The sequence below is a fragment of the Rubripirellula obstinata genome (assembly GCF_001642955.1).
Lineage (GTDB): Bacteria > Planctomycetota > Planctomycetia > Pirellulales > Pirellulaceae > Rubripirellula > Rubripirellula obstinata.
Window position 1 is genome coordinate 1 of record NZ_LWSK01000022.1, and the last position, 23,356, is coordinate 23,356.

The window sequence follows — 23,356 nt, forward strand, 5'->3', positions numbered from 1 at the left end:
TCCCGGAAAACACGGGTTAGTTCGTTTAACCGCGTGGGCATCGCCCCGCGCGTCGTGCTGGCCCGAACGCGCGGGGCGATGCCCACGCGGTTAAACAATTTAGAAACCCTTCACGGCGTTGGGTTCAGTCCATGGTCGGAGCAAGCTCGACTGAACCTGCCAAAATCGATTCAATTTTGCGGACGGCTTTCTCGACATTGTGGTCTCGCTGGATCATTTCTGTTGCTGCTTGGACTTGGTTGATCCGCGATGGTTGCTCTGCGGCGAACCTTCTTAGCTGAAGTGCTAGTGAGCTTGGATCGGCGGACTCGGCCATGAACATTGTTGGTGGGTTGCCTTGAAGTTCGGGCGTGCCACCGGCGGCGGTTGCGACCACGGGAATGCCCAACGCCATCGCTTCTAAAACAACGTTCGGCATGCCTTCAAACCGCGAAGGCAATACCAAGCCATCGGCGGAACCGATCCAAGGTGCAGCGTCGGGCTGATGACCAACGAATTCCGCGTGATGCAGTTTCAGCGTTTGCTCGGATTTCGTGTTTAGACTTTCCAACAATGGCCCATCGCCGACCATCCAAACATGCAGCGGTGCATGCGACCAATCCGATTCCGTCAACCGAAGTGCCTCGATCAAATCCGAATGCCCCTTTTCCTGGGTCATTCGTCCTACGCAGGCCAACACGGTAACACCGTCAGGGCGATCGATTTTCGTCTTCGCTCTTTCGATGATTGAGTTACGGTCAACCGGATTCGGAACGACGTCGATCTGATTAGCTTTCAGGCCATAGTATCGTGCTGCCGATTCAGCGGCATTTCGGCTGACCGCGATCACGCGGGCAGATTGACGATACGCTTTCGCCAATCGTCGCTTTTTGATTCCAACAAATCGACGCTCCACCAACGGCAACGCTCGATCGGGCGGACTAACAATCGTCGATATTCTAGGCACGCCTGCGGCGCTTGCTGCTGGTCCCGCGATCATGGTCATGTGAAATGTTCGATCGTAGATCACGTCGATTTGTTCTGATTGAATCAGAGTTTGCAAATGGTCAACCTGATCACGAAGGGCTCGTCCAGGAAAATAGAACTTCGCGGGCGAAGGCTGAAATTCATGAATGACCACATCATCGGGAATGCGATCTAGCAAGTCGCCTTCGCGATGCGTGAGGTACAAGTGCGGACTAAATTTGGTTCGATCCAAGTGCTGCAGCAAGAGCAGCGTTTGTTGCTCGCTGCCACCGCCTCGCATCGAACTGATCATAAAAAGGACTCGGATCGTCAAGGCAGTTGCACCTCGACCCAAACCAGTCGGTGATCGGTTGCGGTGATCAGTTCGTAATTCGGATCCGCCTTGGCTGGCCAAAACACGGCACTGTCATTGACCAGGAAATTGCTGCTGGGCAACACATAGTCGATTCGCATTTCGCGTTGTGGACCAAAGCTTGCCGTTGCTCGACTGCTGGAATCGCCCGTGCGGACTGGCTTGGGATCTTGGACTCGCTTGTGTTGGGTCAGTTCAATGATTGCACTTTGAATTGAATCGCCGCTTTCGGGGTCCGTGTTCAAGTCGCCCGCGATCACAAAGAACGGATCGTCACTGGCGTCGCCAATCAAGCCGCCGGAACGTCCTTGATCATCGGTCAACCATTTTGCATTGGGATCGCTGATGTAGTGATTCCAGAGCTGGACTTCATCGTGATTGCGGTTTCCGTTTCGGTCTTCGGGACCATCAAAAACTGGTGGTGTTGGATGGCTGGCTAATAGATGAATGATCTGATCGCCAACTTGAATCGGAACGTCAACATGATTCTTGCTGGACAGTCGCAGTGTTTCCCAGACGTCGCTGGGGTAGTACGGTTGACCTGTTTGTGGATCAGTCGGCTTGTTCGCATCAGGAAAATCACGCCACCGGAAATTCTGGAAGGTTCGGATTTCTGATTCGTCGATTGGAAAACGGCTAAGCACAGCAAAGGAGTACTGGCCCGGGTAAACACCAAAACCCCATGCGTCCGCTGGACCGCCCGTTTTTCCGTCGCCGTCCAAATCCATCTCGGAAGCAACGCCTGTGTTGCTAGGTGCCGCGTAGAGGTAGGGATAGTCGATTGGGTCGAGGCCTCGTTGAGACTTTGCCAAGAATTTTTCTGCGAACAGTTTCACTGTTTCGCCTTCTCCGTCGTAATCAATCTCGTTGAGAAGCAAGATGTCGGGGCGAACCGTTTGGATCACTGCCGCAATTTTGGCCGCTTTTTTGTCGGTACCACTCGCTAAGCGTTTACGAACGATGCCCTCGGCTTTGTCAAAAAGCGAAACGTTGTAGGTGGCAATTCGAATCATGGGTTTCGCTGGTTCGGTGGCGATGGCTCGGCAGTGCGTCGCGCACACGATCAAAACCGCGGCAATAACAATGGATAGTTTCATCGTGGGGATTGGCCTAAAAAACGTGTTCCGTCACATTGGTGTCGTCAGAGAACGCCTGGCAGACACAAAGAGACTGTTTGAAGACGTAGCTGATCCCGCCAGGGTTCAGTTCTGCATCGGCTCAAGTTCGACTGAACCCTGGCGGGATCAGCTACGGGCGGGTCGCAAGTGATCTTAAAACAGTCTCTAAATAATGGAAACTTGTAGTTTAGCCGAATCCGCTTTCCTTTGTTCACGCACCCTTCTATTGATATGCTGCCCGCTGAAGAAATTGAACAATCCCAACTGCATCATGCGCTTGGTGCGACCCCAACCAGCACCAATAGCACCAGTTTTTGCGTGTGGTCTCCGAAATCTCGTCTAGTCAAGGTGCAGGTTGTTGGGCAAGACGTCCCGATCGCGATGGAGAAGTCGGCGGACGGATATCACCAAATTGAAATCGATGGAGTAGGTCCGGGCGACCGTTATTTTTATCGGTTTGACGAGCTGCCACCCAGACCCGATCCGGCTTCGCGTTATCAGCCCGAAGGTGTTCATGGTCCCAGCGAAGTCGTGTCACGAGATTTCGGTTGGACCGACCAGGATTGGTCGGGAATTGAGCGTGATGACTGGGTGATTTACGAGCTTCATATCGGCACGTTCACTGACCAGGGAACGTTTGTCGCTGCCATCGATCGGCTGGATGAGCTGATCGATCTTGGTATCACGGCAATCGAACTGATGCCAGTTGCCGATGCACCGGGCAAATGGAACTGGGGATACGATGGTGTCAACTTGTTCGCACCCAATCGCAATTACGGAACGCCCGATGATCTGCGTCGCCTGGTTGATGCTGCTCACGCAAAGGGCTTGGCGGTTTTCTTAGACGTGGTCTACAACCACCTGGGGCCGGAGGGCAATTACCTTGGTGAGATTGGTCCGTATCTTTCTCGCAGCCATCGTACTCCGTGGGGAGCGGGGCCCAATTTCGACGGCGCAAGAAACAGCAAAGAACTGCGCCGGTTCTTTGTCTCCAACGTCATCGCTTGGTTTGATGAATACCATTTCGATGCACTTCGCGTCGACGCAGTCCATTGCATGATTGATCAAAGCGAAAAGCATGTCGTCGTCGAAATGGCCGAGGCGGTGCAGCGCTATCGCAATGAATCGGGGCGTCCAGCGAGGTTGATTGCCGAATCGAACATCTACAATGCTGCGATGACGACCGCGACGGATGCCGGCGGGTGTGGGTTTGATGCCCAGTGGAGTGATTGTTTTTTGCACTCGGTGTTTTCGACACTTCGTCCAGGCGAACAATTGACCGACCGCGAATACAGGTCTGCTAACGATTTGGACCAAGTCCTGCGAAGCGGATACATCTTTAGCGGCGACTTTGGTGCCAAACCGATTCGTCAATCGCCCACCGATCGCGTCGACACGTCAACGTTGATCTATTCGATTCAAAACCATGACTTCATTGGCAATCACCCGCTGGGCGTGCGGCTTCATCAATTGGCATCACCGGCGGTTCAGCGTGCTGCGGCGGCGATGTTGATCCTGTCCCCGGCAATTCCAATGTTGTTTATGGGGGAAGAGTTTGCCTGCGATCAACCGTTTCAATTCTTCGTCGATTTTAGTGACTCATCGCTTCGCCGATCTGTTGTCAAAGGCCGCCGCCGCGAATACCCGCAACATGATTGGTCCGAAGGTTCATCGCCAGTCAAACCCGCCGCGTTCCATGATTCCAAAATCGGAAACCGCGCCGATGGTGACGCGTCAATGGTCGATTGGTATCGCAGCCTAATTAGTTTACGCAAACAATGGATCAGCAGCGGCTTGTTGTGCGACGCTAATTTACAACTGGAATCAGATCCAAACCAAGGCGTTTTTGTGATGCGATATCGCGACACGAATCAGAGTGTCGCGGTCGTCGTGCGGCTGAACCCAATCGCCTGGGATGCCGCTCCCATCCCATTGCCGATCGACGGAAAAGTTGTCTTGGACTCCAACAAAGGTGATCAAAGCCAACAGCTTCAGGCGAATCACGCAATCGTTGTCCGAGTCGCATCTGACTAGGTGAGGAAAGGTCTGTTCGAGGCAATCAAGCAGGCCGTTTTGGGTGGAGCGAAATACGGCCTACGACAAGCACCCCCTCTTGGCCGTTGAAACGTCCGACCTCCTCCCCGGTGGAGGTTTGAATTTTTGCGACCGCTCATCTGGGGCGGATCACTGGAAGTGGTGCGCACTCAGACGCGGCCAACCTGGAATCCGTCTCCTCACCGATTTCACCACGCAGAATTGACAACTCCGTTGGGGCGTCGATGCCAATTTGAATTCGACCGCCTTTGATCTTCAAAACTGTGATCGTAATTCCCGCTTCGGGAAGTAGCACGGATTCATTTTGCTTTCGTGACAACACCAACATGATTGATTCCCTTCATGGATGATTCAGTGACTTTGGTTGAGCGTGAATCTGCAAGTAGCAAGCACCGTGCCGAAAGGATTTGTCTGGTCTGAATAGGTATGTCGCTTTTGATTGACGGTGTCGTTCAGGACCGTCAACAAAGCAAGACGCTGCACCCGAGGTCTGGGTTTCCAGTTCACCCCGGTTCCGCTTGGCGGCAGGAAAATCTTTCGCGTTTGCACGGTGAAAGACGAGGTTTTAGCTGTCTTGCATCTTTCTTCTGGGGGTCGTGATTGCATTTGGCACTCGGCATGCGAAGGCGGTAAGTGTCCCGATCAAAGGGGATTCAACCTTCACTTTACACCTGAGAGTTTAACCATGAATTGCAAACTTCGTTCGTTAGTAGTCGTTGGCGTTTTGGCCGCGACATTCGGAATTACATCAATCGCTGAGGCCAAGAAAATTCGCAGTACAGCGGAACGACGCCAGCATCCCGGTCGCGGATTCTGGGAAGATGATCACAGGTCGATTCATCGCCGAACCACTCAGCGACAAAAGCATTCGTTTTGGAACTGGAATTGGAATTCGCATTCGTTGTCGAATCATAAAGCGACCCCAAAAAAGAAGTCTTGGGGATGGCAGCGAAGTAGTCGGGCCGAATTTCATCATCCTGGGACACGCAGGGCCCGATAGTAAAAAAGGGACAGCATCGTCAACGCCGTCTTGAACGTTTTGGGTGGCATGTGGACAACTTACCCCGGTGGTCTGCACTGCTAAGCAAGCCTAGTCAGCCGAGAAAGAACTTCGATTTCTTGGTAGGCTAGGCTTGTTTTTTGGCCCGATCCAAACAATGTGTCGCCGGGCAGCGACAGTGTCACCCTGGGTTGCCGCAACGATGGGTGACACATGTTGTAAATACAACGAAAATACAACTGTCAACGTTTGGGCACAGCGTGTGCTTTGCAGCAGTGTGTTCTTTGCAAGCGAAGGTTGTTGAAAAACCTATGCTTCAAACCCTGCTTGATTCGCCAGACAGTTGCCGATGCCTTACTCATACCTTCGCGATCGTTCAAACAACGACGTGTTTTTTCGCTTCGTTGCCAATTACACCTATGACTGGGAAAGCTGGCACGATCCGCATGGAAAATTAGTTTGGGTCAATGACGCCGTCGAACGCATGACGGGATACTCCGTGGATCGGTGCATGCAGATGGATGACTATCCGCTGCCGATCATTGCCGAGAAGGATCACGCTCGGATGTCCAAGATGCTTTCCGATGCGATTTCGGGTAAGTCGCATAACGATTTAGAATTTGAGATCCTGACCCGCGACGGCCAAGAGCGGTGGATGGCTGTTTCATGGCAACCGATGTACGACGACGATGGGAAGCATTTAGGGTTTCGCACCAGCGTTCGTGACATCACCGATCGACAGGGATTGAAAGAACAATTGCGTCTGTATACGGAACATTTGGAGCAACTGGTTCAAGAGCGAACCGCTCGCATTGCTCAATTGGAAAAGCACCGTCAGCAGATGGAAAAGCTTGCCGCTCTCGGCGAACTTGCCGCCGGTGTGGCTCATGAAGTCAACAACCCGTTGGCTGGGATCCGAAATGCATTCGCTTTGTTTCGTGATAGCCTGACGTCCGAGCATGAGCATTACGAACTGCTAGAACTGGTTGACAAAGAAATTGAACGCATCAGTTCAATCATTCACCAGATGTATCAACTCTATCGTCGCAATCCACAAAAGTCCGCTGAGTTTTCAATTGCAAAAACAATTCGCGATGTCTCGACGTTGCTTGATCCAGTTCTACGCCGCTATCAAGCAAAGCTGGTCGTCGATTCAAATGCTGACGACGATGTTGTTCGCTTGCCCGAGGGTGAACTAAAGCAAGTGCTATTCAATTTGATTCGCAATGCTGTCCAGGCGTCGGAACCGCATTCGATCGTCGAGATCGGGGTGGAGTGTAACGACAGCGAAGTAAAGCTTGCCGTCAGCGATGAAGGCTGCGGAATCGAAGACTCGGTTTTGCAACACATTTTTGAACCGTTCTTCACAACCAAAAGCGAATTAAAAGAGGGGATGGGGTTGGGGCTATCGGTTTCAAGGAATTTGGTCGAAGGCATGAACGGAAGTCTGTCTGTGAAGTCTCGCGTTGGCCAAGGCAGCACGTTCACTGTTACGCTGCCACGAAGGATAGAAGAATCATGAAGGATGGAAGAATCATGGGCGAAAAGCCTCAACGAATCCTCGTCGCCGATGACGAACCTTTGTACCTGCGCACAACGGGAGCCTTGCTTGGCAAAGCGGGTTACGAATGTGTTTGTGTTCCCGACGCGGGGGCGGCGATCGAGCGTCTGCACGCCGAATCGTTTGATTTGGTTCTGTCAGATCTAAACATGCCGGGCAATTTGAAACTGGAATTGTTGCGGGACCAAAGCACTCATCGGCCTCATGTTCCGATTGTCGTGGTGACCGGCGTGCCGACGTTACCATCGGCGATCGAAAGTATCCGATTGGGGATTACGGACTACCTGCTTAAGCCGGTCAAGTTTGACGATCTGTTGGCGTGCGTCCGGCGTGTGATCGCGGCCAGCAAGGCACAATCGCTGCTGCCGGTCACACCGCCGCGAAAACGTGAAGAATTGGAAACGTTGTTTCCGCACATCATCGGCAGCAGTAAGCCGATGCTAGAACTTTTCGAGATCATCGATCGAGTTGCCGGAACCGACACCAGTGTTTTGATCACTGGTGAGAGTGGCACGGGCAAAGAAGTGGTCGCCAGCACGATTCATTCGCATAGTCATCGCAAGAAAGGGAAGTTTCAAGTCATCGATTGCACGGCAGTTCCCGAAGCGTTGTTCGAGTCGATGTTGTTTGGGCACAAAAAGGGTTCTTTTACAGGTGCCGTTGGCGATGCCGAAGGCTTGCTGAAACAATGCGACGGCGGAACCGCATTCTTTGACGAACTGGGCGAATTGCCAGCGCCATTGCAGGCGAAATTACTTCGTGCGGTTCAGGAACAGACCTTTACTCCCGTCGGCAGTCACACGCCTGTTTCGGTCAACACACGATTCGTTTGCGCGACGAACCGCGACTTAGAGTTGGAAGTCAACGCTGGACGTTTTCGCCAAGACTTGTTTTATCGGTTAGGTGTGATTCAAGTTGAACTGCCACCGCTCCGCGAACGTGGTAACGATGTCTTGCAGTTGGCGGACGCGTTTCTGAAAATGTTGCGGCCAGAGAAATCTAAGATCGATGGGTTTACTGCCGAAGCGACCGATTCACTGATGCGGTATTCGTGGCCAGGCAATATTCGCGAGCTGCGAAATGTGATTGAGCGTGCGGTTGCGTTGGCTCGCGGGACGACGATCACGGTAACGGACTTGCCTGAAAAGATTCGGCAACCGCAACCCGTGGAAAGCATCCCGGCCAGTACGAAGAACACACGTGCTTCTGCAGGTCCAACGACTGGGCCACCTGGTTCGCTACCGGTTTCGCTACCCGGCGCGTCGCGTGAAGAAGCGATGGAGGCAGCCGAGTATCAGTATCTTGTCAATTTGATGCAGTCCCATTGCGGAAATGTATCCGAGGCGGCGCGGCACGCCGATTTGTCGCGTCAAGGAATGCACAAACTGCTTAAGAAACACGATATCCAAGCGGCCGACTTTCGGGTTTGATCGATTGCTGGTGCAACGTATCAACGTAGGCCGGAACAAGACGCGTTAGCGGCGCAGTTCCGGCAATTGCACTGGATAGCCTGAACGTCGCTATGCTTATTCCAGCACATGTTCCAGGCTGACTCGGCTAAAGCCTACACTCCAGCAAATCGTGTTTAAACCATTGCTTCGATCTCGCCGAGGAATCGGTCGTAGTTTGCCGAACCCGATGGCGAAGTGTTTAAGTTCTTGAACAAACCGGTCAGTTTCAAGAAGAACGTGCGTGCTTGTTCCTTGTCGTCAAAGTTATGTTCGCGACGAATCATTTTTTGACAAAGCGAGAACATCTCGACTTGACGCTGCATCGGTACGGAAACGTCCACTGCGTCGTAAGCGTCTTGCTGCAGATAAACCATGTCCAAGAACAACGATTTCTGATGCGTGACGTAGTCTTCGATTGACACACCTTCTTCCCCGGTGACTTGCATCATCTGTTCAATACTTTCACCATCACGCAGCAATTGGTGCATCTCGGAAACGCCGGATGTCCAATGGGGGCCAATCTCGTGCTTGAAATAACCTTCGAGTTGTTCCCGATATCGCGACCAGGAAATCAACGGGTCGATCGCAGGATAAAAACGCTTGTAAGCTCGTTCGTACGACAAGCCGAGGAAACACTTCACGGTTCCAAGTGTTGACTGCGTGACGGGTTCTTCAAAGTTGCCACCGGCCGGTGAAACTGATCCGATCAGCGTCAAGCTGCCAGTCGTGCCGTCGTTTAGTCGCAGCACTCCTGCCCGTTCGTAAAGCTGTTTGATGGAACTGTCCAGGTACGCCGGAAAGGCTTCTTCGCCGGGGATCTCTTCCAACCGGCCGCTAGTTTCTCGCATCGCTTGCGCCCAACGCGATGTTGAATCCGCCAGCAGCAACACGTCCAAACCCATCTGTCGGTAGTACTCGCCCAGCGTGATTCCGGTGTAGATCGACGCTTCACGTGCCGCAACGGGCATCGACGAGGTGTTGCAAATGATGATGGTCCGATCCATCAACTTGCCGCCCGTCCGCGGGTCATCCATTTCAGCAAATTCGTGAATCGTCTCGACGACCTCGCCTGCTCGTTCGCCACACGCGACGACGATCACGACATCCACGGTGCAGTACCGGGCGATCAAACCCTGCAACACCGTCTTGCCCGCGCCGAACGGTCCTGGGATGCAGCCGGTGCCGCCGCGAGCAATCGGAAAGAAAGTGTCGACGATCCGAGTCGTCGTGATCAACGGTTGCGACGGGAATTCGCGATCGACCAAACGTTGTTCTTGCATCCGCTGCGAAATGGGTTGCCGCACTGGCCAGGTTTGCATCATCGGAACAACCACCGTGTTGCCTTTCGCATCCACCAAGGTTGCGACGTCGGCATCGGTCCGCAAGCGTCCTTCGGCGATCGATTGGACGGTCAGCACGGTGGCTGCATCAAAGGGAACCATGACTTTGTGCGTGATGTTTTTCTCCGGGACCGTACCGAGCGTTTGTCCGGCGACGACTTGGTCGCCAACTTTGACCACTGGAGTAAAGTCCCATGAATCCGCCGGATCAAGTGCTTCGATTTCGCGGCCTCGTTTGAGAAAGAATCCATCGAGTTCGGCGAGTTTACGAAGCGGGTTTTGCAATCCGTCATAGATCGTTCCCAGCAAGCCCGGGCCCAAAGAGACGGACAGCAATTGCCCCTGCAAGTCGACTTCGTCACCAAAGCGAAGGCCGTGGGTTTCTTCAAAGACTTGCAAGTCGGCTTCATTGCCGTTGATGCGAAGCACTTCGGCTTTCAAACGTTCGTCGCCAACGCAAACGTAAGCAACTTCGTTCTTCATGATCTGTTGTCCAGCCAATTCGATGCGAACGATGTTGCCGTTGACGCCAAGGACTTTGGCGGGCGCGGTGTTGGTTTGATTATTTGTAATGGTCATGGCGAAGCAACTCGGTCGTCCCCCACCGAGAATTCGAGTGCAGATTCTCGGTGGGGGACCACCGAGCTACCTAAAATGTCTTCGACTAAATCGTCGAAACGTTGCTGGCCAAGTTCCGTGTTTTGGCTGCTCCAGCGGAACAGGATTTCCCAACGAGCCAGGTACAAAACGACCGACTCGAACGTGAAGTGATATTGCTGGTCAAGTCGGCTCCAGACCTGCCACAATTCGGAAAACAATTCGTATTGAGCATGCTTTGGTTGTTTTTCGTCGAGTGCTTGGCAAAAAACAGCAACCCATGGGTAACGCGAACTGGACCCAAAACCGGCCTTGTCCCAGTGCCGTCGAATCCATGTCGAAACCGGTAAAGCGGGCAATTCGGGGCGTGGTGCGCCATCGCGCTGACACCTCAATGCCGCAACCAAGGTTCGCACTTCAAAGCGGTGTTCGACCAGACGAAGAACCAATGGATTTCGGATCTGGCGTTTCAATTGTTGATGCCTTGCGATCACGTCGCCATCACTCCGCTCGATCGGTTGTCGGTCCCAGCGAAAGAAATCCGCAAGTTGGTCAGTGACGAAACGATCGGCATCGGTCAACATCGATAACCGATGCCGCAGTGTCGATGCGGTAATCGGAATGGGCCCGGCATCAAACGATCGCGGCAGCGGTGGTAAGGAAGCAACCAAAGTATAATAAGTTGTCATGCCGAGATTACTCGCTGGCCACTTCTGGCTGGGATGATCCGATCAGTTTGCGAAACTTGGGTGCCAAGAACCGCATCAGCGCCGACGTCACCGCTTGGTCTGTCATGTCAATTTCGACATTCTTACCGGTAAGCTGCATTCGAAAGCCGTGCTGGACCGATGGATCAAGTTGCACAGTGACGCCGTGCTGGAACATCGCAGCGGCTTGGCTTTTGACGAACCTTTCAATTTCCTGTGACGAATGGTTTTCGTTGGACAGCAGTTTGATTTCTCCTTTGCTTTCGACGACGGTGTCACTGCACTGGCCCGCCATTTCCAGGATGATCTTGGGCAAGAAATCCGGCTGGTCGAGTTGTTGCTCGGTCAATGCTCCGATCCAGCCGCGGAATTCACGTTCCAGTTGTTCCTTCAACTGCAGGCCTGTGTCGCGGGCCGCCAGCGATAAGGCTCGCTTGCCGTTGACTTCGGTCTTTTCGGCTTCTCGTCCAGCGTCCCGTAAAAGAGTATCCGCTTCGTCGCGTGCCGCTTCGATGATCGCCGCGGCTTCTTGTTTCGCAGCCGCCAACAATGCACTGGCTTGCTCTTTGCCTTCCTGCACACCTTCGGATTTCAAACGGTCGATCAGTTGTTGAACGCCAACGGTGTCGCTGGTCTTGGTGGTTTCATTAGATGACGTTGCCATGGAATCAAACGCCTCCCGTCGCCGCAGGCAAACTGCCGGCCAAGATCAGTGCAAAGATGAACGCGAACACGGCGAAGCCTTCGACAATCGCCGCCGGTGCAGCCGATAAACCGAAAATCTCTGGCTTACTCTTGGTCGCATGGATCGCCGATGCACAGCATTTACCCTGAAACCAACCACTGAACAATAACGCCACGCCGCACAACGATCCAATCGCGAACAAGCCTGGTGCCGACTCAATTTCGATCGTGCGATTGAGCGACAACATCACCACGATGCCATAGATCGTTTGCGATGACGGCAACGCCGACAGGCCGACCAAACGACCGTAGCCGCTTTCGACATCCAGCATCGCGCCGCACGCAGCTTGACCGCCGGCGCTGCATCCCAGGATGCTGCCGATCGCACCGAGCGCTAGCGGAGCGTAAATGCCCAGCATTCCCATCATGTCCCAAAATGGTGACTCCATTATTCTTCTGCTTTCATCTCAAAGGTCTCGAACGGTTGGCCCTCATCGGTGAGCGACCAACTAAAAAACTCAATGCAATTCAAACGCAACCCGTGGACGACGCCACCAACAACAGCCAAGACTAAATTCAACGTGTGCCCGAGCAAGAAGATCAATAGCCCCAACAACAGGCCGACGCCCTTGGTTTGAGCGGCATCGGAAGCGAGTTGATTGAAAATGATCGCGAGCTGAGCACTGGCTAGACCCAACGCAAAAAGTCGCAGGTAGCTGAGTGCATCGCCGAATGCTTTCGTCACGCCAGTCAATCCCATCACGCCATCGACCAGACGCATCAACCAGTCACGTGGGCGCAGCGAAAAGACAGGACGCGTGCTGGAGAACAACAATACCAAGCCTAACCCACCGCCCAGTATCCACGATCCACCGGTTGTGACCGCGGCTTTCCAATCGGCTGCGCTGTTACCGAGTTCATTTCCGCCGAGCCAATCGGACAGGAGCAACATGACATCGGGTTTGGGGATCATAGCCAAGGCTAACATCCAGCCGCCAATCAATGCGAGCATCCAACCGACCGATGACAACGCATGTCCGCTGCCAAGCCATCGCCAAGCAACGATCGCGTTGGCGAGAACCAAATGGAAAACGCCAATCGTCGCGGCAACCAACATCATCGCTTCGCGGTCTTGCATGATCGAGCGACCGTCGCTCTTGATGACCAAACCGTCTAACCAACTGCCGTCCGGCGGGGCGATCCCAAAGAAGCTGCCAATCAACAATCCATACCCGATCGTGACCGCGACCATAAACACGGCCAACTGACGAAACCGACGTCCCGATTCGGTGCGACCGAGCGACTTGGCGGCCAGCGCCAAGATCACTGCCAACACGATTCCATAACCAGCGTCAGCCAGGATCATCGCAAAGAAAGCCGCGAAGGAAAAATACATCACCCATGTTGGATCCCAGGATCGATAGCCTGGCGTCATGAAAAACGTGACCGCGCCTTCGGCACCTGCGATCGGTCGCGGATTGCTAAGCAGCGTTGGTGGTTGGTCGTCCAGTTCCGGTTTCCGAATCCGCAGAGCCAACGTATTGCGGATCGCAAATTGTTCCAACGCCTTGATCTGTCGCTGCGGAACCCATCCATCCAGGACAAACACCGGCCCATCGACCAGCGAACGATGCGAGGCGATCATCCGCGAGGTTTCGTCCTGAACAGCAGCCAAGTGGAATCGCAGTCGATCCAGCCAGCGGGTCAACGCGATTCGGCGCACCTGCAACTGTTCTTGCAACCCATCAAGTTCAACCAATCGGCTTTGCAATTGATCGAGCGAACGTGGGTCCAGTGCTTCCGGTTCGCAAGGCATGCCCGAAGGCGTTTCGCTAGCGATAACAAGCCAGTATTCGTGTTGCAGATCGACATTGATTCGCTCGGCAACCAGATCCTGCATCACTTTCTGCGACGCCCGAGATTGACGATGGGTTAGCCGGTGAAAATACAATTGCTGACCACCCAATTCGTCGGCGGTCGGCTTCGCAAAACTTCCCCAAGGCTGCGTTTGTTTGATCGCCTCGCGAACAGATTCTTGCTCTTCGGCAAACCCTCGCGATTCGGATTCAATCTGCAAGACTTCCGCAGCGATGCGTTTGGCTTCGTCGCGTTGATCCGCATTTGCAAGCAGTGTGGGAGCATTGGCGGGTGCCGGGCGATTTTCGGGAGTGCGTTCCAAGTAGTGGATTGCGGATTTTAGGTTGGCCGCCAAATCGTTCAGGCCATCCGGTTGGCGATCCGCTTCGCTCTGGTCCAACACATGCATACATCCCAGACGTTGCAATTCCATGATGACACGATCGCGGTGTTGCAATTCACCGATCAATGCCATGCGACGAAGGGGAACAATGGCCAACTTGAATGAGTCCTATCTTAAGGAAGTGGGGCTAACATGCGTTAACGAGACTTGGCAATTTTGGAACGCACGACGGCCGCGCGTTCCTGATCAGATAAAAAGATGACGATGCGTCGAATGTTGTCTTCGGCTTGCGGGATCAAGACTTTGTCGAACAAGTTGACACGCTGCGTGACTCGGCGTAGCGCCGCCGCCAATACTTCGGTTCGCTGCCTAGCCACCTGGACCTGCACCCGCAGGCGAACCATTTGCTGCAAAGCCGCAACGAGTGAATCAACCCAGAATGGCATGATCAATCGCGAATACGGTTGGACTTCTAGGCGAAGTTCCCCCAGCACTGGCACCGAAGTGCCAACGACGTTTTCTGTTTCGTGTGTTAGCTCGACAATGCGAACCCAATGTTTCATTTCGGCGACGTCAATCGTTGAACCGCCAATCAATGGGTACAGCGTTTCTAAGTCAGCTTTGACTCGTTCCACCTCGGCTTCCAATGCCGCGAGTTCCGTTTGCGACTTCCGCCAAGCCGCCTGCAACTGCTGTCGCTTTAGTTCCAGCGACGGCAGGAATTTCCGGTACAGTTTGGCCTGATCCCGTTGTCGCTTGAGCGTTGTTTTGTTGAGCGCGAGTGTCATGGCGAGTGTGGCGACGAGTCTGATTGCGTGGGATAATACTTTTCTAAGATGTCTTCTTTGACCAGCAACTCTTCTGGCTCAAAACACTCCGCCATCGTTTTCCAACCCAGATCCAACGCATCATTGAGCGGCAATGCCACGTCGATTCGCATAAAACGTTTTGCGAACAGTTCGCCAAACTTCAGCAGTTTGTGATCAGTCGCGGACAACTCGAACGCCATTTGCTGTTTCTGTTCTGCTTGGCGGGCACCGGAGTACAACCGGATCATCGTGTTCATCACCGCCGCGTGATCTTCTCGAGTGACCTTGCCGATGACTTGTTGTTTCAATCGTGATAGCGAACCAAATGGGTCAATCATGCCATCGTGCAAATAGAATTGGCCTTCGGTGATGTAACCGGTGTTGTCGGGAACCGGATGAGTGACGTCGTTACCGGGCATCGTCGTCACGGCCAGCAACGTCACCGATCCGGCACCACGGTAATCGCATGCTCGTTCGTAACGAGATGCCAATTGGCTGTACAAGTCACCGGTGTAACCGCGGTTCGACGGGATACGTTCCATCGCCACGCCGATCTCTTTCAACGCATCCGCAAACGCGGTCATGTCCGTCATCAACACCAGCACTCGTTTGTCTTGTTCGACAGCAAAACGTTCGGCGACTTTCAATGCCAGGTCAGGCGCGAGCAGTCTTTCAACGATCGGGTCAGACGCTTGGTTGGCGAACATGACCGTGCGAGGAAACACACCTTCATTTTCAAATTTCTCGCGAAAGAAGTGGAACTCGTCAAAGATTAAACCCAGTCCACAAAACACAACAACGTCGGCATCGGCCTGGATCGCGATCCGTCCCAGCAATTCGTTGTAAGGTTCGCCCGCGATGGAGAAGATTGGAATCTTTTGGCTTTCAACCAAGCAGTTGAAGACGTCGATCATCGGCACTTGCGTTTGGATCATCTTCGACGGCACGACTCGCGTGACCGGATTAACCGAAGGGCCGCCCACATCAACGCGTCGATGGCCTGGCAATTCAGGCCCGCCGTCAACCGGTTGCCCGACCCCGTTGAACACGCGTCCCAGAATGTCGTCCGAGAAGGGCACCTGCGACGCATGACCTAGAAAGCGCACCGTTGCATCGGATCGCAATCCTTTGCCGCCGGCAAACACTTGCAATGAAACAACGTCGCGGCGAATCTCAGTGACCTGAGCCAGCGACGGGATTTGGTCGCGGTTTTCAACCCACGCCAATTCGCCCAAAGCCACGCCATCGGCCTGGACCTTCAAAATGTCACCGACGATCGAAATGACACGGGTGCGAGAAATCAGTTCAGGTAGGATCACGGTGCGGGTCGTCTTTTCTAGTGAAAAAGCGGGAGGCAGCGGAAGGCTTTAATCTATCATGCCTTCAATGTATCGCGAAGACGATTCAGCGCGTGTTGCTTGTCGGGACCAATTCGGTGTAGCGACAAAAAACTGGTCGAAGCCTTGGCGATGCGGTTGGCATGCTCCATTATTTTTTCGCCTAGCATGGTGGCGACCGTGTCGGACGACTTATCACGCAAGGCCTGGATGTAAGCTCCCCAGGCTCCCCAAAGCGTTTCACTGGGTTGCTTCTGCAGCCACGGCTCCACTATCTGTACAAATGCATCGGTATGTTCTTGCGAGTATTGCGAAACGCATTCAATCACGGCGCTTCGCTCGGCTTCGGTGACACGCCCGTCAGCCCAGGCAACAAAGACCAGCGGGACCAACAGTAATACTGCTACCGTTTCTTCGTCGATCCCTTGATCGATCAACTCATCAAGCGATGCCTCATCAGTAACTTGGATGATTTCGCTGAGGCGTTTACGTTTCCCTTCACGTAGCGTTTTCTCTCGCAACTGCTCGCCAAGCTTCAAATCGACTTGGTAGAAAAACTCATCTTCTAAAGCGCGAAGGCGACTATCGAGTGCGTCGGTGGCCATTGGTTTGCTCCCTGTTGGCAACAATCAAACATCGTGTCGAGGTGCTGTCCTCGATCAATTCGTGGGAGATGCAACTGATGTACCAAAGTTAAGATTACGGCGTTTTAAGAGGTTCGCGTCTGTTTCTGTCAATCAGCGGTGACACTGCGGTGTCAGGGCGGAATCGCTGGTTGACGGTTCTGCATTGCATTGCATTGTGCTGTTTTGTTTTTGCTTTCGGTACGCCGCATGCATTAAATTAAACTGATACACGGGTGGCCAACGAAACGACGACCGCAACATTCTTAAAGGCGAAGACAATGAACAATGAAACTGTAAACCCGACTGAACCTGTGATCTCAGATTCAGGTTTACCCGTTTCTGTGCGAGTGTGCGACTCTGTGCGAGAGCGCGACGGCGGCATGATGATGCGCGCGGTTGCTTATGAAGTCGCCCGTCCAAAGTCCGCCTTGCAGGTTGTCGACGCTGTCGTTCCCAATCGCAAAGCAGGGCAAATGCTTGTGCGCGTAGAAACCGCCAGCTTAACCTCGCTCAAGCGTCGCCGTCGGATTGACATGGCGAAGGGCCAGCGATTGTTTACCAGTCTTTCTGTTCCGGCCTACGGAATCGCGGGTCGTGTTGTTGAAAGCGATTCGAATTCAAAGTTTCGTCCTGGTGATCGTGTGATGTCGCACGTCAATCATGTCGCTGGCGAAGTCTGCGCCGAATTCGCTGTTTGCGGTGATCAACATTCTGCATTGATTCCCGAGACAATGCCGATGGACGAAGCGTCGGTCATTCCTATGGCCGGTGCGATGGCGCTGCAGGCAATCCGCGAAGATGCAAAAGTGGTCTCTGGTGATCGTGTGCTCATCAACGGTGCCAGCGGCGGAATTGGGGCGCTCGCAATCCAGATTGCCAAGCAAACCGGAGCACATGTCACGGCGGTTGCCAGTGCTGCGAACGAACCGTTTTGCCGTGAACTGGGGGCCGATGAATTCATCAGCTACCAAGACATGAACTTCACCTGGAATGGAACTCGATGGGATGTGATTTTTGATGTCGTCGGGAAAGCGAGTTTCCGTGAAGTCCTGGATGTGCTGAAGCATGGCGGGCGATACGTTTCCACTCGCCCAGGGGAAGACCCAACGCTGGTGTCATGGTTCGCATGGCTGTTCTCAAAAACTGGAACTGCGATGGATCTCCGGCCCAACGCCGAAAAACTTGACGAGCTTATCCAGCTCTACGAAAACCATCGGCTCTCGATTCCTATCGACAGTCGATTCGCAATGCACGAAGCCGCCGATGCGGATCGGCGATTCGAAGAAGGGTTGATCCGAGGGAAAGTTGTGCTGCTAAACAATTTCTAATTCCTGGCCGACGACTTCGTTGCTTGGCGGTGCCTATCAACGCCGTGAAGTTTAACCGCGTGGGCATCGCCCCGCGCGTCCATGCTGGGCGAAACGCGGGGCAAAACGCGCGGGGCGATGCCCACGTGGTTAAACAGTTTAGAAACTCTTAACGGTGTTGATTGCCTATCGCCGCCTGGACTCCGGCGAATAACGCTACCTTCTGCAAGCCGCGAAATCCACCCGTTCCTTGGTCGCGTAGAAGATGGGCCGGATAAAGCCTGCTGTCGTTATAGACGCACTGTGGTCACGAGAGTTGTCACCCACCCGTCGCTAAAGTTTGACACTCGGTGTTTGGGGCAATGGCACTGCGATTGCTTGGTCTTTCCACTGCTTGACCGCAATTTCATCCCATTCACCATCGCCTAGCGAGGCCGAGGATACTGATATGCCAACTCGAAAACCACTGATTACTCAGTCCGATTACCAACAAATCCGCGAGTTACTCGAGAGTGATTACCTGGATTGCATCGCCGATTCGCAAACGCTTTCGATGCTGCAGCATCGCATTGAATCCGCGTTGATCGTGGATGACGATCGCGTTCCCGCATCCGTAGTAACGATGGAAAGCGTCGTGCAGTTACGTGATCCGATCAATGGTGACGAAGATGTGTACACGCTTGTATTTCCAGAGCATGCTGACATCGCCGTCGGCAAACTGTCGGTGATCTCGCCGATTGGAATTGCAATTTTGGGCCGGCATGTCGGTCAGATGGTTCGTGGGCGAGTTCCCAGTGGACAACGAACTGTGCAAATTCAAAGCATCCTGTTCCAACCCGAGCACGACGACGTTGCCCCGCAGCCAAGTTGTCGCGTTCCGTCTACACAACCGCCCGCTCGGCGACAGTCACTGTTCAGTTAAGGCGACACGGCCACAATGGGTTCACGTGGCCGCTATCGAAACCGTATCGAGTCCTCGCTAGCCCAAGGGCGTAGGCCGGCAACGAGCCGCTTCGGCGCTGTTCCGGCAAGCAGTTCCGGCGCGGACTGCCGGAACTGCGTCGAAGACTCCTTGTTCCGGCCTACCGGGCTACCTGGCTTTGGTAGAGGCGGTTTGAAACGTAGCTGATCCCGCCAGGGTTCAGTCCGCGATCGGATTAGGCTCGACTGAACCCTGGCGGGATCAGCTACGGGCAGGCCGCCGGCAACCTCCGAGGTGGTTTTGCAACAGTTCCTTGGCTCTGGTGCATTTCATAGCTCTGTCAATGTATCCTGACACTCGCGATGGCGACACTGTCCACAGCCGTTGACTTGGCGGTGCGAGTTGTCGGACGTGGCCTCGATCCGAAACTGACGTTGATCGAAGACGTGATGACCAAGCTCGTTGCCACGCTCTCGCCCGCCGACACTCATCAAGACGCGATTCGGATGATGCAGCAGCGGAACATTCGCCGCATCCCGTTGGTCGAGGACGATCGCATCGTCGGCATCGTGACGCTGGATGATCTGCTGTTGGACGAAGCCGGGCCGCTGGAGCAACTAGCCGAAGTGATCGAAACGCAAATCGGTGACGGTGGTCCAGCGGAGGGACGGCGTTCGCCGCTAACCCGGCGGAGCGAGGCTCGTGCAAAGTCGACCTACGGACGTTTCCGCAATCAGTTGCGAGAAGCGGCCGAGCTGGAAACGTCGCAGCAGGCGGACCAAGCTCTGCAAATCGTGCTCGGCTCGATCGTCCGTCGTCTGCCACCGGGCGAGTCCGAGAACTTCATCTCACAGCTTCCTTGGTTGCTCCATCGGCCCCTCGGTGAGCTATCGACCGGCCCCGACAAAACGATCACGGATCACGCGATCGAGTTGGAATTGATGGACGAGCTTGGTGTGAACGAGTCGCACGCATGGAGAATCATGGAGTCCGTCGCCGCGATCATTGAACAGACCGTCAGCCCCGGTCAAATGGACGACTTGCAAGGACAACTGCCCAAAGGACTAAGAGAGCTATTCACGGCGTGAAACAGGTACGGCATGCTTCTAGCCTGTCCGGGTCACGGTCGACAGGCTAAAATACTGTTCTACTTTTCACACCAACACCATCATGAGTGCAAACATCTCACCGACCTCGACAGCTCACAACAACATCCGTAGCTGGCTCTTTCGCGACATGAAACCGTTTCCGCGTTGGCCGGTAACGCTCTTGCTAGCCGTTTGCACCAGTGTGGCGATTGGCACAAGCAGCTATCTAATGTGGGCACATGTGACCGCTTCGCCGATCGCGGGATGCGGCGGCGGTGGCGGATGGGTGGATTGCGAAGGTGTCGCCAATAGCCGCTGGTCGCTTTGGTTCGGCGTTCCCGTCAGCCTGCTCGCATTGGGAATCTATCTCGTCCTGGCGGCAGCGCTTGCGATCGCTGCGTCCGAGCGTTTCAGCCGACGGGTGCGAAAGACGGGATGGACGATTGTGACCGCGGCAGTGTTTGCCGCCGGCATGAGTGCAGTGTGGTTCATCGCGATTCAGTTTCTGTTGCTGCAGCACATTTGTCTGTACTGCATGTTGGCTCACGCTTGTGGCTTGATTGCAGCGGCGACCATGGTTGTCGCTGGTCCTCTGCGCCCGAAATCAGCCCGCGTGATTGCGGCGGTCAGCGTCGCCGGGTTGATGATTTTGGTAGGCGGTCAAATGCTGACCCGTCCGCCGGCAACATTTCAAATTGAAACATTCGACGTTCCGGCTGGCGAAGCGGGCATGGAAGAGTTGGATACTTTTGAAATGACGCCACCGGGCCAGGCTGATCAGAGCGACGAAGGTGTCGAAGACGGTTTCTTTGAAGCTCCCACCGCCGGCTTCATCACGATGCCAAGCATGCTTTTCTTTGGCGTCGTTGATGCCGGTTCCGTTCAAGCCCAACCACCGCCGCAGCGGATCGCGGTCATTCAAGGTGGCGCGGCTAAACTGAAAGTCGCCGACTGGCCACACATCGGCCCAAGCGATGCAAAGTTTGTTGTCGTGGAACTGTTCGATTATAACTGTCCGCCTTGCCGCGAAACTTTCGAGACCATCCGTGGCGCACGAAGCGAACTCGGTGGCCAAGTGGCGATTGTTCTTCTGCCCGTGCCGCTCAACGCAGACTGCAATCCGTCGATCAAGGAAACCGGCCCGCGTTATGTCGATTCATGCAATCTGTCGAAGCTTGCCGTCGCGATGTGGCGGCTGGATCAAGACAAGTTCTCATCCCTGCACAACTGGATGCTCGGTGGAGATCAACCACCGAGTTACGCCGAAGCCTTAGCGAAGGCGAACACGATGGTCGATCCTGACGCCTTGAAGGCCGAGTTGGCTTCTGGAGTTCCCGATCAATTCATCGCCCGGCACGTGGCGTTGTACCGGCGAGTGGGCGAAGGTTCGATCCCCAAGCTGATGTTTCCTCGAACCAGCGTCGTCGGCAAATATACATCCGTCAAAGGATTGATCGACCTGATCCGACGTGAAGGCGGCTAGCGAAACATTCCAGGCATCACTGTCGATCGACCACATCTCAACGCACTGCTTGATCGGCTGTCGCATGCAACCGTCGTCGAGTCCCTGGAGATGTTGCCCGACATCATCACGATGAACTCGACCATCGAGCTAATCGACCTGGACCGAGACGAATCAGAAACCTTGACGCTCGTTTACCCGGATGAAGCGTCCAGTGCCGAAGGGAAGCTGTCGATTCTGTCACCATTGGGCTCGGAACTGCTCGGTCGTCGCGTCGGTGAAAGCGTGACCCTGCATTTGTTACAGCGAGAGACTCGCAAGCGAGTTCAGAAAGTGGCCTTCCAACCCGAGCGTGTCGGAGCGTTCAATTTGTGATGCTGAGCATCGAATGTTGCTGCTGCGTGACTGCATCGCTACAATGGTGTAGAGACGCAAACAAAACTTCTGTCGAGATATCTGGCTTCGACCATGCCAAGCGAATTGCAGCTTCCTTACTACACGATCAGCGCGGCTGACTTGGCCCAGTGGTTAGCGCAGCAGCCGAATTGCTGGTGGAATGTCGATGGCGATCCTGTACTCACATCTCTTGTTGACTTTCCATGCCCGTCGGGCGAGATCGCGGAAGTGGTCGGTAAGCTGGAAAAAAACTCGTGTGTGTTTGATCCACGCGAAGATGAGCATCCGAATGGTGCCCCGATCGACCCAAAGCGGCTGGACGAATTGGCAAACACCGAGAACAACTCTCAATCGCGGACCTTTCTGTTGCGATGGGAAGGCGGAGAGGTGCAATGGCTACTGGCCGAAGACGTCGATGCGGCTGGTGACGCCGCGTGAGCACCGGAACGACGAAGCCGGGGCGTCCTCCGATTGACCTTGACCAGAAGGTCCGCGATTTACCCCAACATACAAACGTAAATGATGCCGGTGAGGACGCGCCGATTCGCAATTTTGATCGGCGGGCAAACGACAATCTTGCTCTGATCAAGTACGTTGACGATCACGTCGCGAATCAGTCGGTGTATCAGGCTGTTTACAATCGACACATGGCGTTGCTGCACCGCATGGTACTGGTGCGAAGCGATTAACCTTAATGGTCAACCAAGTCGTGCCGGTTCCGCAAAACCTCGCGTATAATCTCAGTGGACGTTTTACCCAATAGGACTTTGGTTTCAACATCCAGCCCCTCGTCGCGGAGCGAACCCGCCAAAGCCTCAAGCTGTTGCTGTTTTTCCTCGGTCATCAATTGCTGGATGTATTCATGATCAGGCACCAGCAAGCGGGTCATCCAAGCCATCGGCGGAACGACATCGACCAGAGTGAGCTTGGCTTGATCGCTTCGAGCGACCTCGGCAGCCGATTCAAGGATCGACTGATCTTCATGACGTGTGTCGAGCGACACCAAAATGTTCCGAAAGCGTTTCATCAACAGTTTCCTTTGTGATTGGAGATGCCTGAGTGAAATGCAAGTCTGGGACCGTTCGATCAGCGGCAGTGATGAAACTCAGCTTTGTGTGGATTCCTGCATGCTGGGAGCTCGGATATCACGGCATCGCGTGAACCACGGTTGACGCTTGGAAAGCACGGGTGACGACACGGGTGACGACACGGGTGACGACACCGGCGCGGCGGCGAGGTCGCTGTCTTCCATTTTTAGTTCGTCGCCAATCGCGTGAACAACAACTGATGTAGCGAATCTCGCAGAGAGATTCGTCCGTGCAGGAAATCAAAAATCTCTGCGACTTTCGCTACTTCAAAGCTCGTCACTGATTGATCA

At 54.2% G+C, this 23,356-nt stretch carries 24 protein-coding genes; 10 read left to right on the forward strand and 14 right to left on the reverse strand.

The window, feature by feature from the left end; genetic code table 11:
• Positions 1-124: 124 nt before the first annotated feature.
• Both RC85_RS08315 and RC85_RS08320 read right to left on the reverse strand, forming a co-directional pair.
• Positions 125-1,258, reverse strand: a complete 1,134-nt coding sequence (locus tag RC85_RS08315; RefSeq protein WP_068261155.1) for a glycosyltransferase — start codon at positions 1,256-1,258, stop codon at positions 125-127.
• Positions 1,259-1,275: 17 nt separating this feature from the next.
• Positions 1,276-2,415: an endonuclease/exonuclease/phosphatase family protein gene (locus RC85_RS08320; protein WP_068261041.1), complete on the reverse strand. Its 1,140-nt coding sequence runs from the start codon at positions 2,413-2,415 to the stop codon at positions 1,276-1,278.
• A 252-nt stretch (positions 2,416-2,667) separates the two neighbouring features.
• Between RC85_RS08320 and treZ the strand changes: the two genes are divergently transcribed.
• Positions 2,668-4,470, forward strand: a complete 1,803-nt coding sequence (treZ, locus tag RC85_RS08330; RefSeq protein ID WP_084422481.1) for a malto-oligosyltrehalose trehalohydrolase — start codon at positions 2,668-2,670, stop codon at positions 4,468-4,470.
• A gap of 136 nt (positions 4,471-4,606) precedes the next feature.
• On the opposite strand, the gene RC85_RS08335 is transcribed toward treZ, so the two are convergent.
• Together RC85_RS08335 and RC85_RS08340 are read right to left on the reverse strand one after the other, a co-directional pair.
• Positions 4,607-4,819 carry a carbon storage regulator gene (locus RC85_RS08335; protein ID WP_068261046.1) on the reverse strand — a complete coding sequence of 71 codons (213 nt, stop codon included), beginning with the start codon at positions 4,817-4,819 and terminating at the stop codon, positions 4,607-4,609.
• 420 nt (positions 4,820-5,239) lie between these two features.
• Positions 5,240-5,404 carry a hypothetical protein gene (locus RC85_RS08340; RefSeq protein WP_157593902.1) on the reverse strand — a complete coding sequence of 55 codons (165 nt, stop codon included), beginning with the start codon at positions 5,402-5,404 and terminating at the stop codon, positions 5,240-5,242.
• A gap of 436 nt (positions 5,405-5,840) precedes the next feature.
• On the opposite strand from RC85_RS08340, the gene RC85_RS08345 reads away from it, so the two are divergent.
• On the forward strand, positions 5,841-7,013 hold the full coding sequence (locus tag RC85_RS08345; RefSeq protein ID WP_068261051.1) for a sensor histidine kinase: 1,173 nt from the start codon (positions 5,841-5,843) through the stop codon (positions 7,011-7,013).
• Positions 7,010-8,482, forward strand: a complete 1,473-nt coding sequence (locus RC85_RS08350) for a sigma-54-dependent transcriptional regulator (RefSeq protein ID WP_235033438.1) — start codon at positions 7,010-7,012, stop codon at positions 8,480-8,482. The genes RC85_RS08345 and RC85_RS08350 overlap by 4 nt, the downstream gene beginning before the upstream one ends.
• A 155-nt stretch (positions 8,483-8,637) precedes the next feature.
• Here RC85_RS08350 and RC85_RS08355 read toward each other — a convergent pair whose 3' ends face one another.
• Genes RC85_RS08355 through RC85_RS08390 form a run of 8 tightly spaced genes read right to left on the reverse strand, consistent with a single transcriptional unit; the run spans position 8,638 to position 16,782 of the window.
• Positions 8,638-10,422, reverse strand: coding sequence for a V-type ATP synthase subunit A (locus tag RC85_RS08355; RefSeq protein ID WP_068261054.1), 1,785 nt, complete (start codon positions 10,420-10,422; stop codon positions 8,638-8,640).
• Entirely contained in the window at positions 10,419-11,129 is a 711-nt protein-coding gene (locus tag RC85_RS08360; RefSeq protein WP_068261057.1) for a hypothetical protein, read from the reverse strand. Before RC85_RS08360 ends, RC85_RS08355 begins: the two co-directional genes overlap by 4 nt.
• Before the next feature lie 7 nt (positions 11,130-11,136).
• Positions 11,137-11,811 (reverse strand): hypothetical protein, encoded by a 675-nt coding sequence (locus tag RC85_RS08365; protein WP_068261060.1) that lies wholly within the window; start codon positions 11,809-11,811, stop codon positions 11,137-11,139.
• A gap of 4 nt (positions 11,812-11,815) precedes the next feature.
• Complete coding sequence (locus RC85_RS08370; protein ID WP_068261063.1) at positions 11,816-12,280, reverse strand: ATP synthase subunit C; 465 nt, start codon at positions 12,278-12,280, stop codon at positions 11,816-11,818.
• Positions 12,280-14,187: a V-type ATP synthase subunit I gene (locus RC85_RS08375; RefSeq protein WP_149752982.1), complete on the reverse strand. Its 1,908-nt coding sequence runs from the start codon at positions 14,185-14,187 to the stop codon at positions 12,280-12,282. Before RC85_RS08375 ends, RC85_RS08370 begins: the two co-directional genes overlap by 1 nt.
• Positions 14,188-14,228: 41 nt before the next feature.
• Entirely contained in the window at positions 14,229-14,819 is a 591-nt protein-coding gene (locus RC85_RS08380) for a V-type ATP synthase subunit D (protein ID WP_068261070.1), read from the reverse strand.
• The gene (locus RC85_RS08385) at positions 14,816-16,159 is read right to left on the reverse strand and encodes a V-type ATP synthase subunit B (RefSeq protein ID WP_200836806.1); all 1,344 of its coding nucleotides are present in this window, start codon (positions 16,157-16,159) and stop codon (positions 14,816-14,818) included. Before RC85_RS08385 ends, RC85_RS08380 begins: the two co-directional genes overlap by 4 nt.
• Before the next feature lie 56 nt (positions 16,160-16,215).
• Entirely contained in the window at positions 16,216-16,782 is a 567-nt protein-coding gene (locus RC85_RS08390; RefSeq protein ID WP_068261071.1) for a hypothetical protein, read from the reverse strand.
• Between the two features lie 299 nt (positions 16,783-17,081).
• Between RC85_RS08390 and RC85_RS08395 the strand changes: the two genes are divergently transcribed.
• The 7 genes from RC85_RS08395 (at position 17,082) to RC85_RS08425 (ending at position 22,667) form a co-directional block, all read left to right on the forward strand.
• Positions 17,082-18,131, forward strand: coding sequence for an NAD(P)-dependent alcohol dehydrogenase (locus RC85_RS08395; protein ID WP_149752983.1), 1,050 nt, complete (start codon positions 17,082-17,084; stop codon positions 18,129-18,131).
• A 427-nt stretch (positions 18,132-18,558) separates the two neighbouring features.
• Positions 18,559-19,032: a GreA/GreB family elongation factor gene (locus RC85_RS08400; RefSeq protein WP_068261072.1), complete on the forward strand. Its 474-nt coding sequence runs from the start codon at positions 18,559-18,561 to the stop codon at positions 19,030-19,032.
• Between the two features lie 362 nt (positions 19,033-19,394).
• The gene (locus RC85_RS08405) at positions 19,395-20,120 is read left to right on the forward strand and encodes a DUF2267 domain-containing protein (protein WP_068261075.1); all 726 of its coding nucleotides are present in this window, start codon (positions 19,395-19,397) and stop codon (positions 20,118-20,120) included.
• Positions 20,121-20,202: 82 nt separating this feature from the next.
• Positions 20,203-21,603 (forward strand): vitamin K epoxide reductase family protein, encoded by a 1,401-nt coding sequence (locus tag RC85_RS08410; RefSeq protein ID WP_068261077.1) that lies wholly within the window; start codon positions 20,203-20,205, stop codon positions 21,601-21,603.
• Positions 21,604-21,714: 111 nt separating this feature from the next.
• The gene (locus RC85_RS08415; protein ID WP_238383108.1) at positions 21,715-21,957 is read left to right on the forward strand and encodes a GreA/GreB family elongation factor; all 243 of its coding nucleotides are present in this window, start codon (positions 21,715-21,717) and stop codon (positions 21,955-21,957) included.
• A 93-nt stretch (positions 21,958-22,050) separates the two neighbouring features.
• Complete coding sequence (locus RC85_RS08420; protein ID WP_068261084.1) at positions 22,051-22,416, forward strand: hypothetical protein; 366 nt, start codon at positions 22,051-22,053, stop codon at positions 22,414-22,416.
• Entirely contained in the window at positions 22,413-22,667 is a 255-nt protein-coding gene (locus tag RC85_RS08425) for a hypothetical protein (protein ID WP_068261087.1), read from the forward strand. Before RC85_RS08420 ends, RC85_RS08425 begins: the two co-directional genes overlap by 4 nt.
• A 2-nt stretch (positions 22,668-22,669) precedes the next feature.
• Here RC85_RS08425 and RC85_RS08430 read toward each other — a convergent pair whose 3' ends face one another.
• Positions 22,670-23,005 carry a universal stress protein gene (locus tag RC85_RS08430; protein WP_068261090.1) on the reverse strand — a complete coding sequence of 112 codons (336 nt, stop codon included), beginning with the start codon at positions 23,003-23,005 and terminating at the stop codon, positions 22,670-22,672.
• Between the two features lie 78 nt (positions 23,006-23,083).
• Positions 23,084-23,230 carry a hypothetical protein gene (locus RC85_RS26710; protein WP_157593903.1) on the reverse strand — a complete coding sequence of 49 codons (147 nt, stop codon included), beginning with the start codon at positions 23,228-23,230 and terminating at the stop codon, positions 23,084-23,086.
• Between the last annotated feature and the right edge of the window lie 126 nt (positions 23,231-23,356).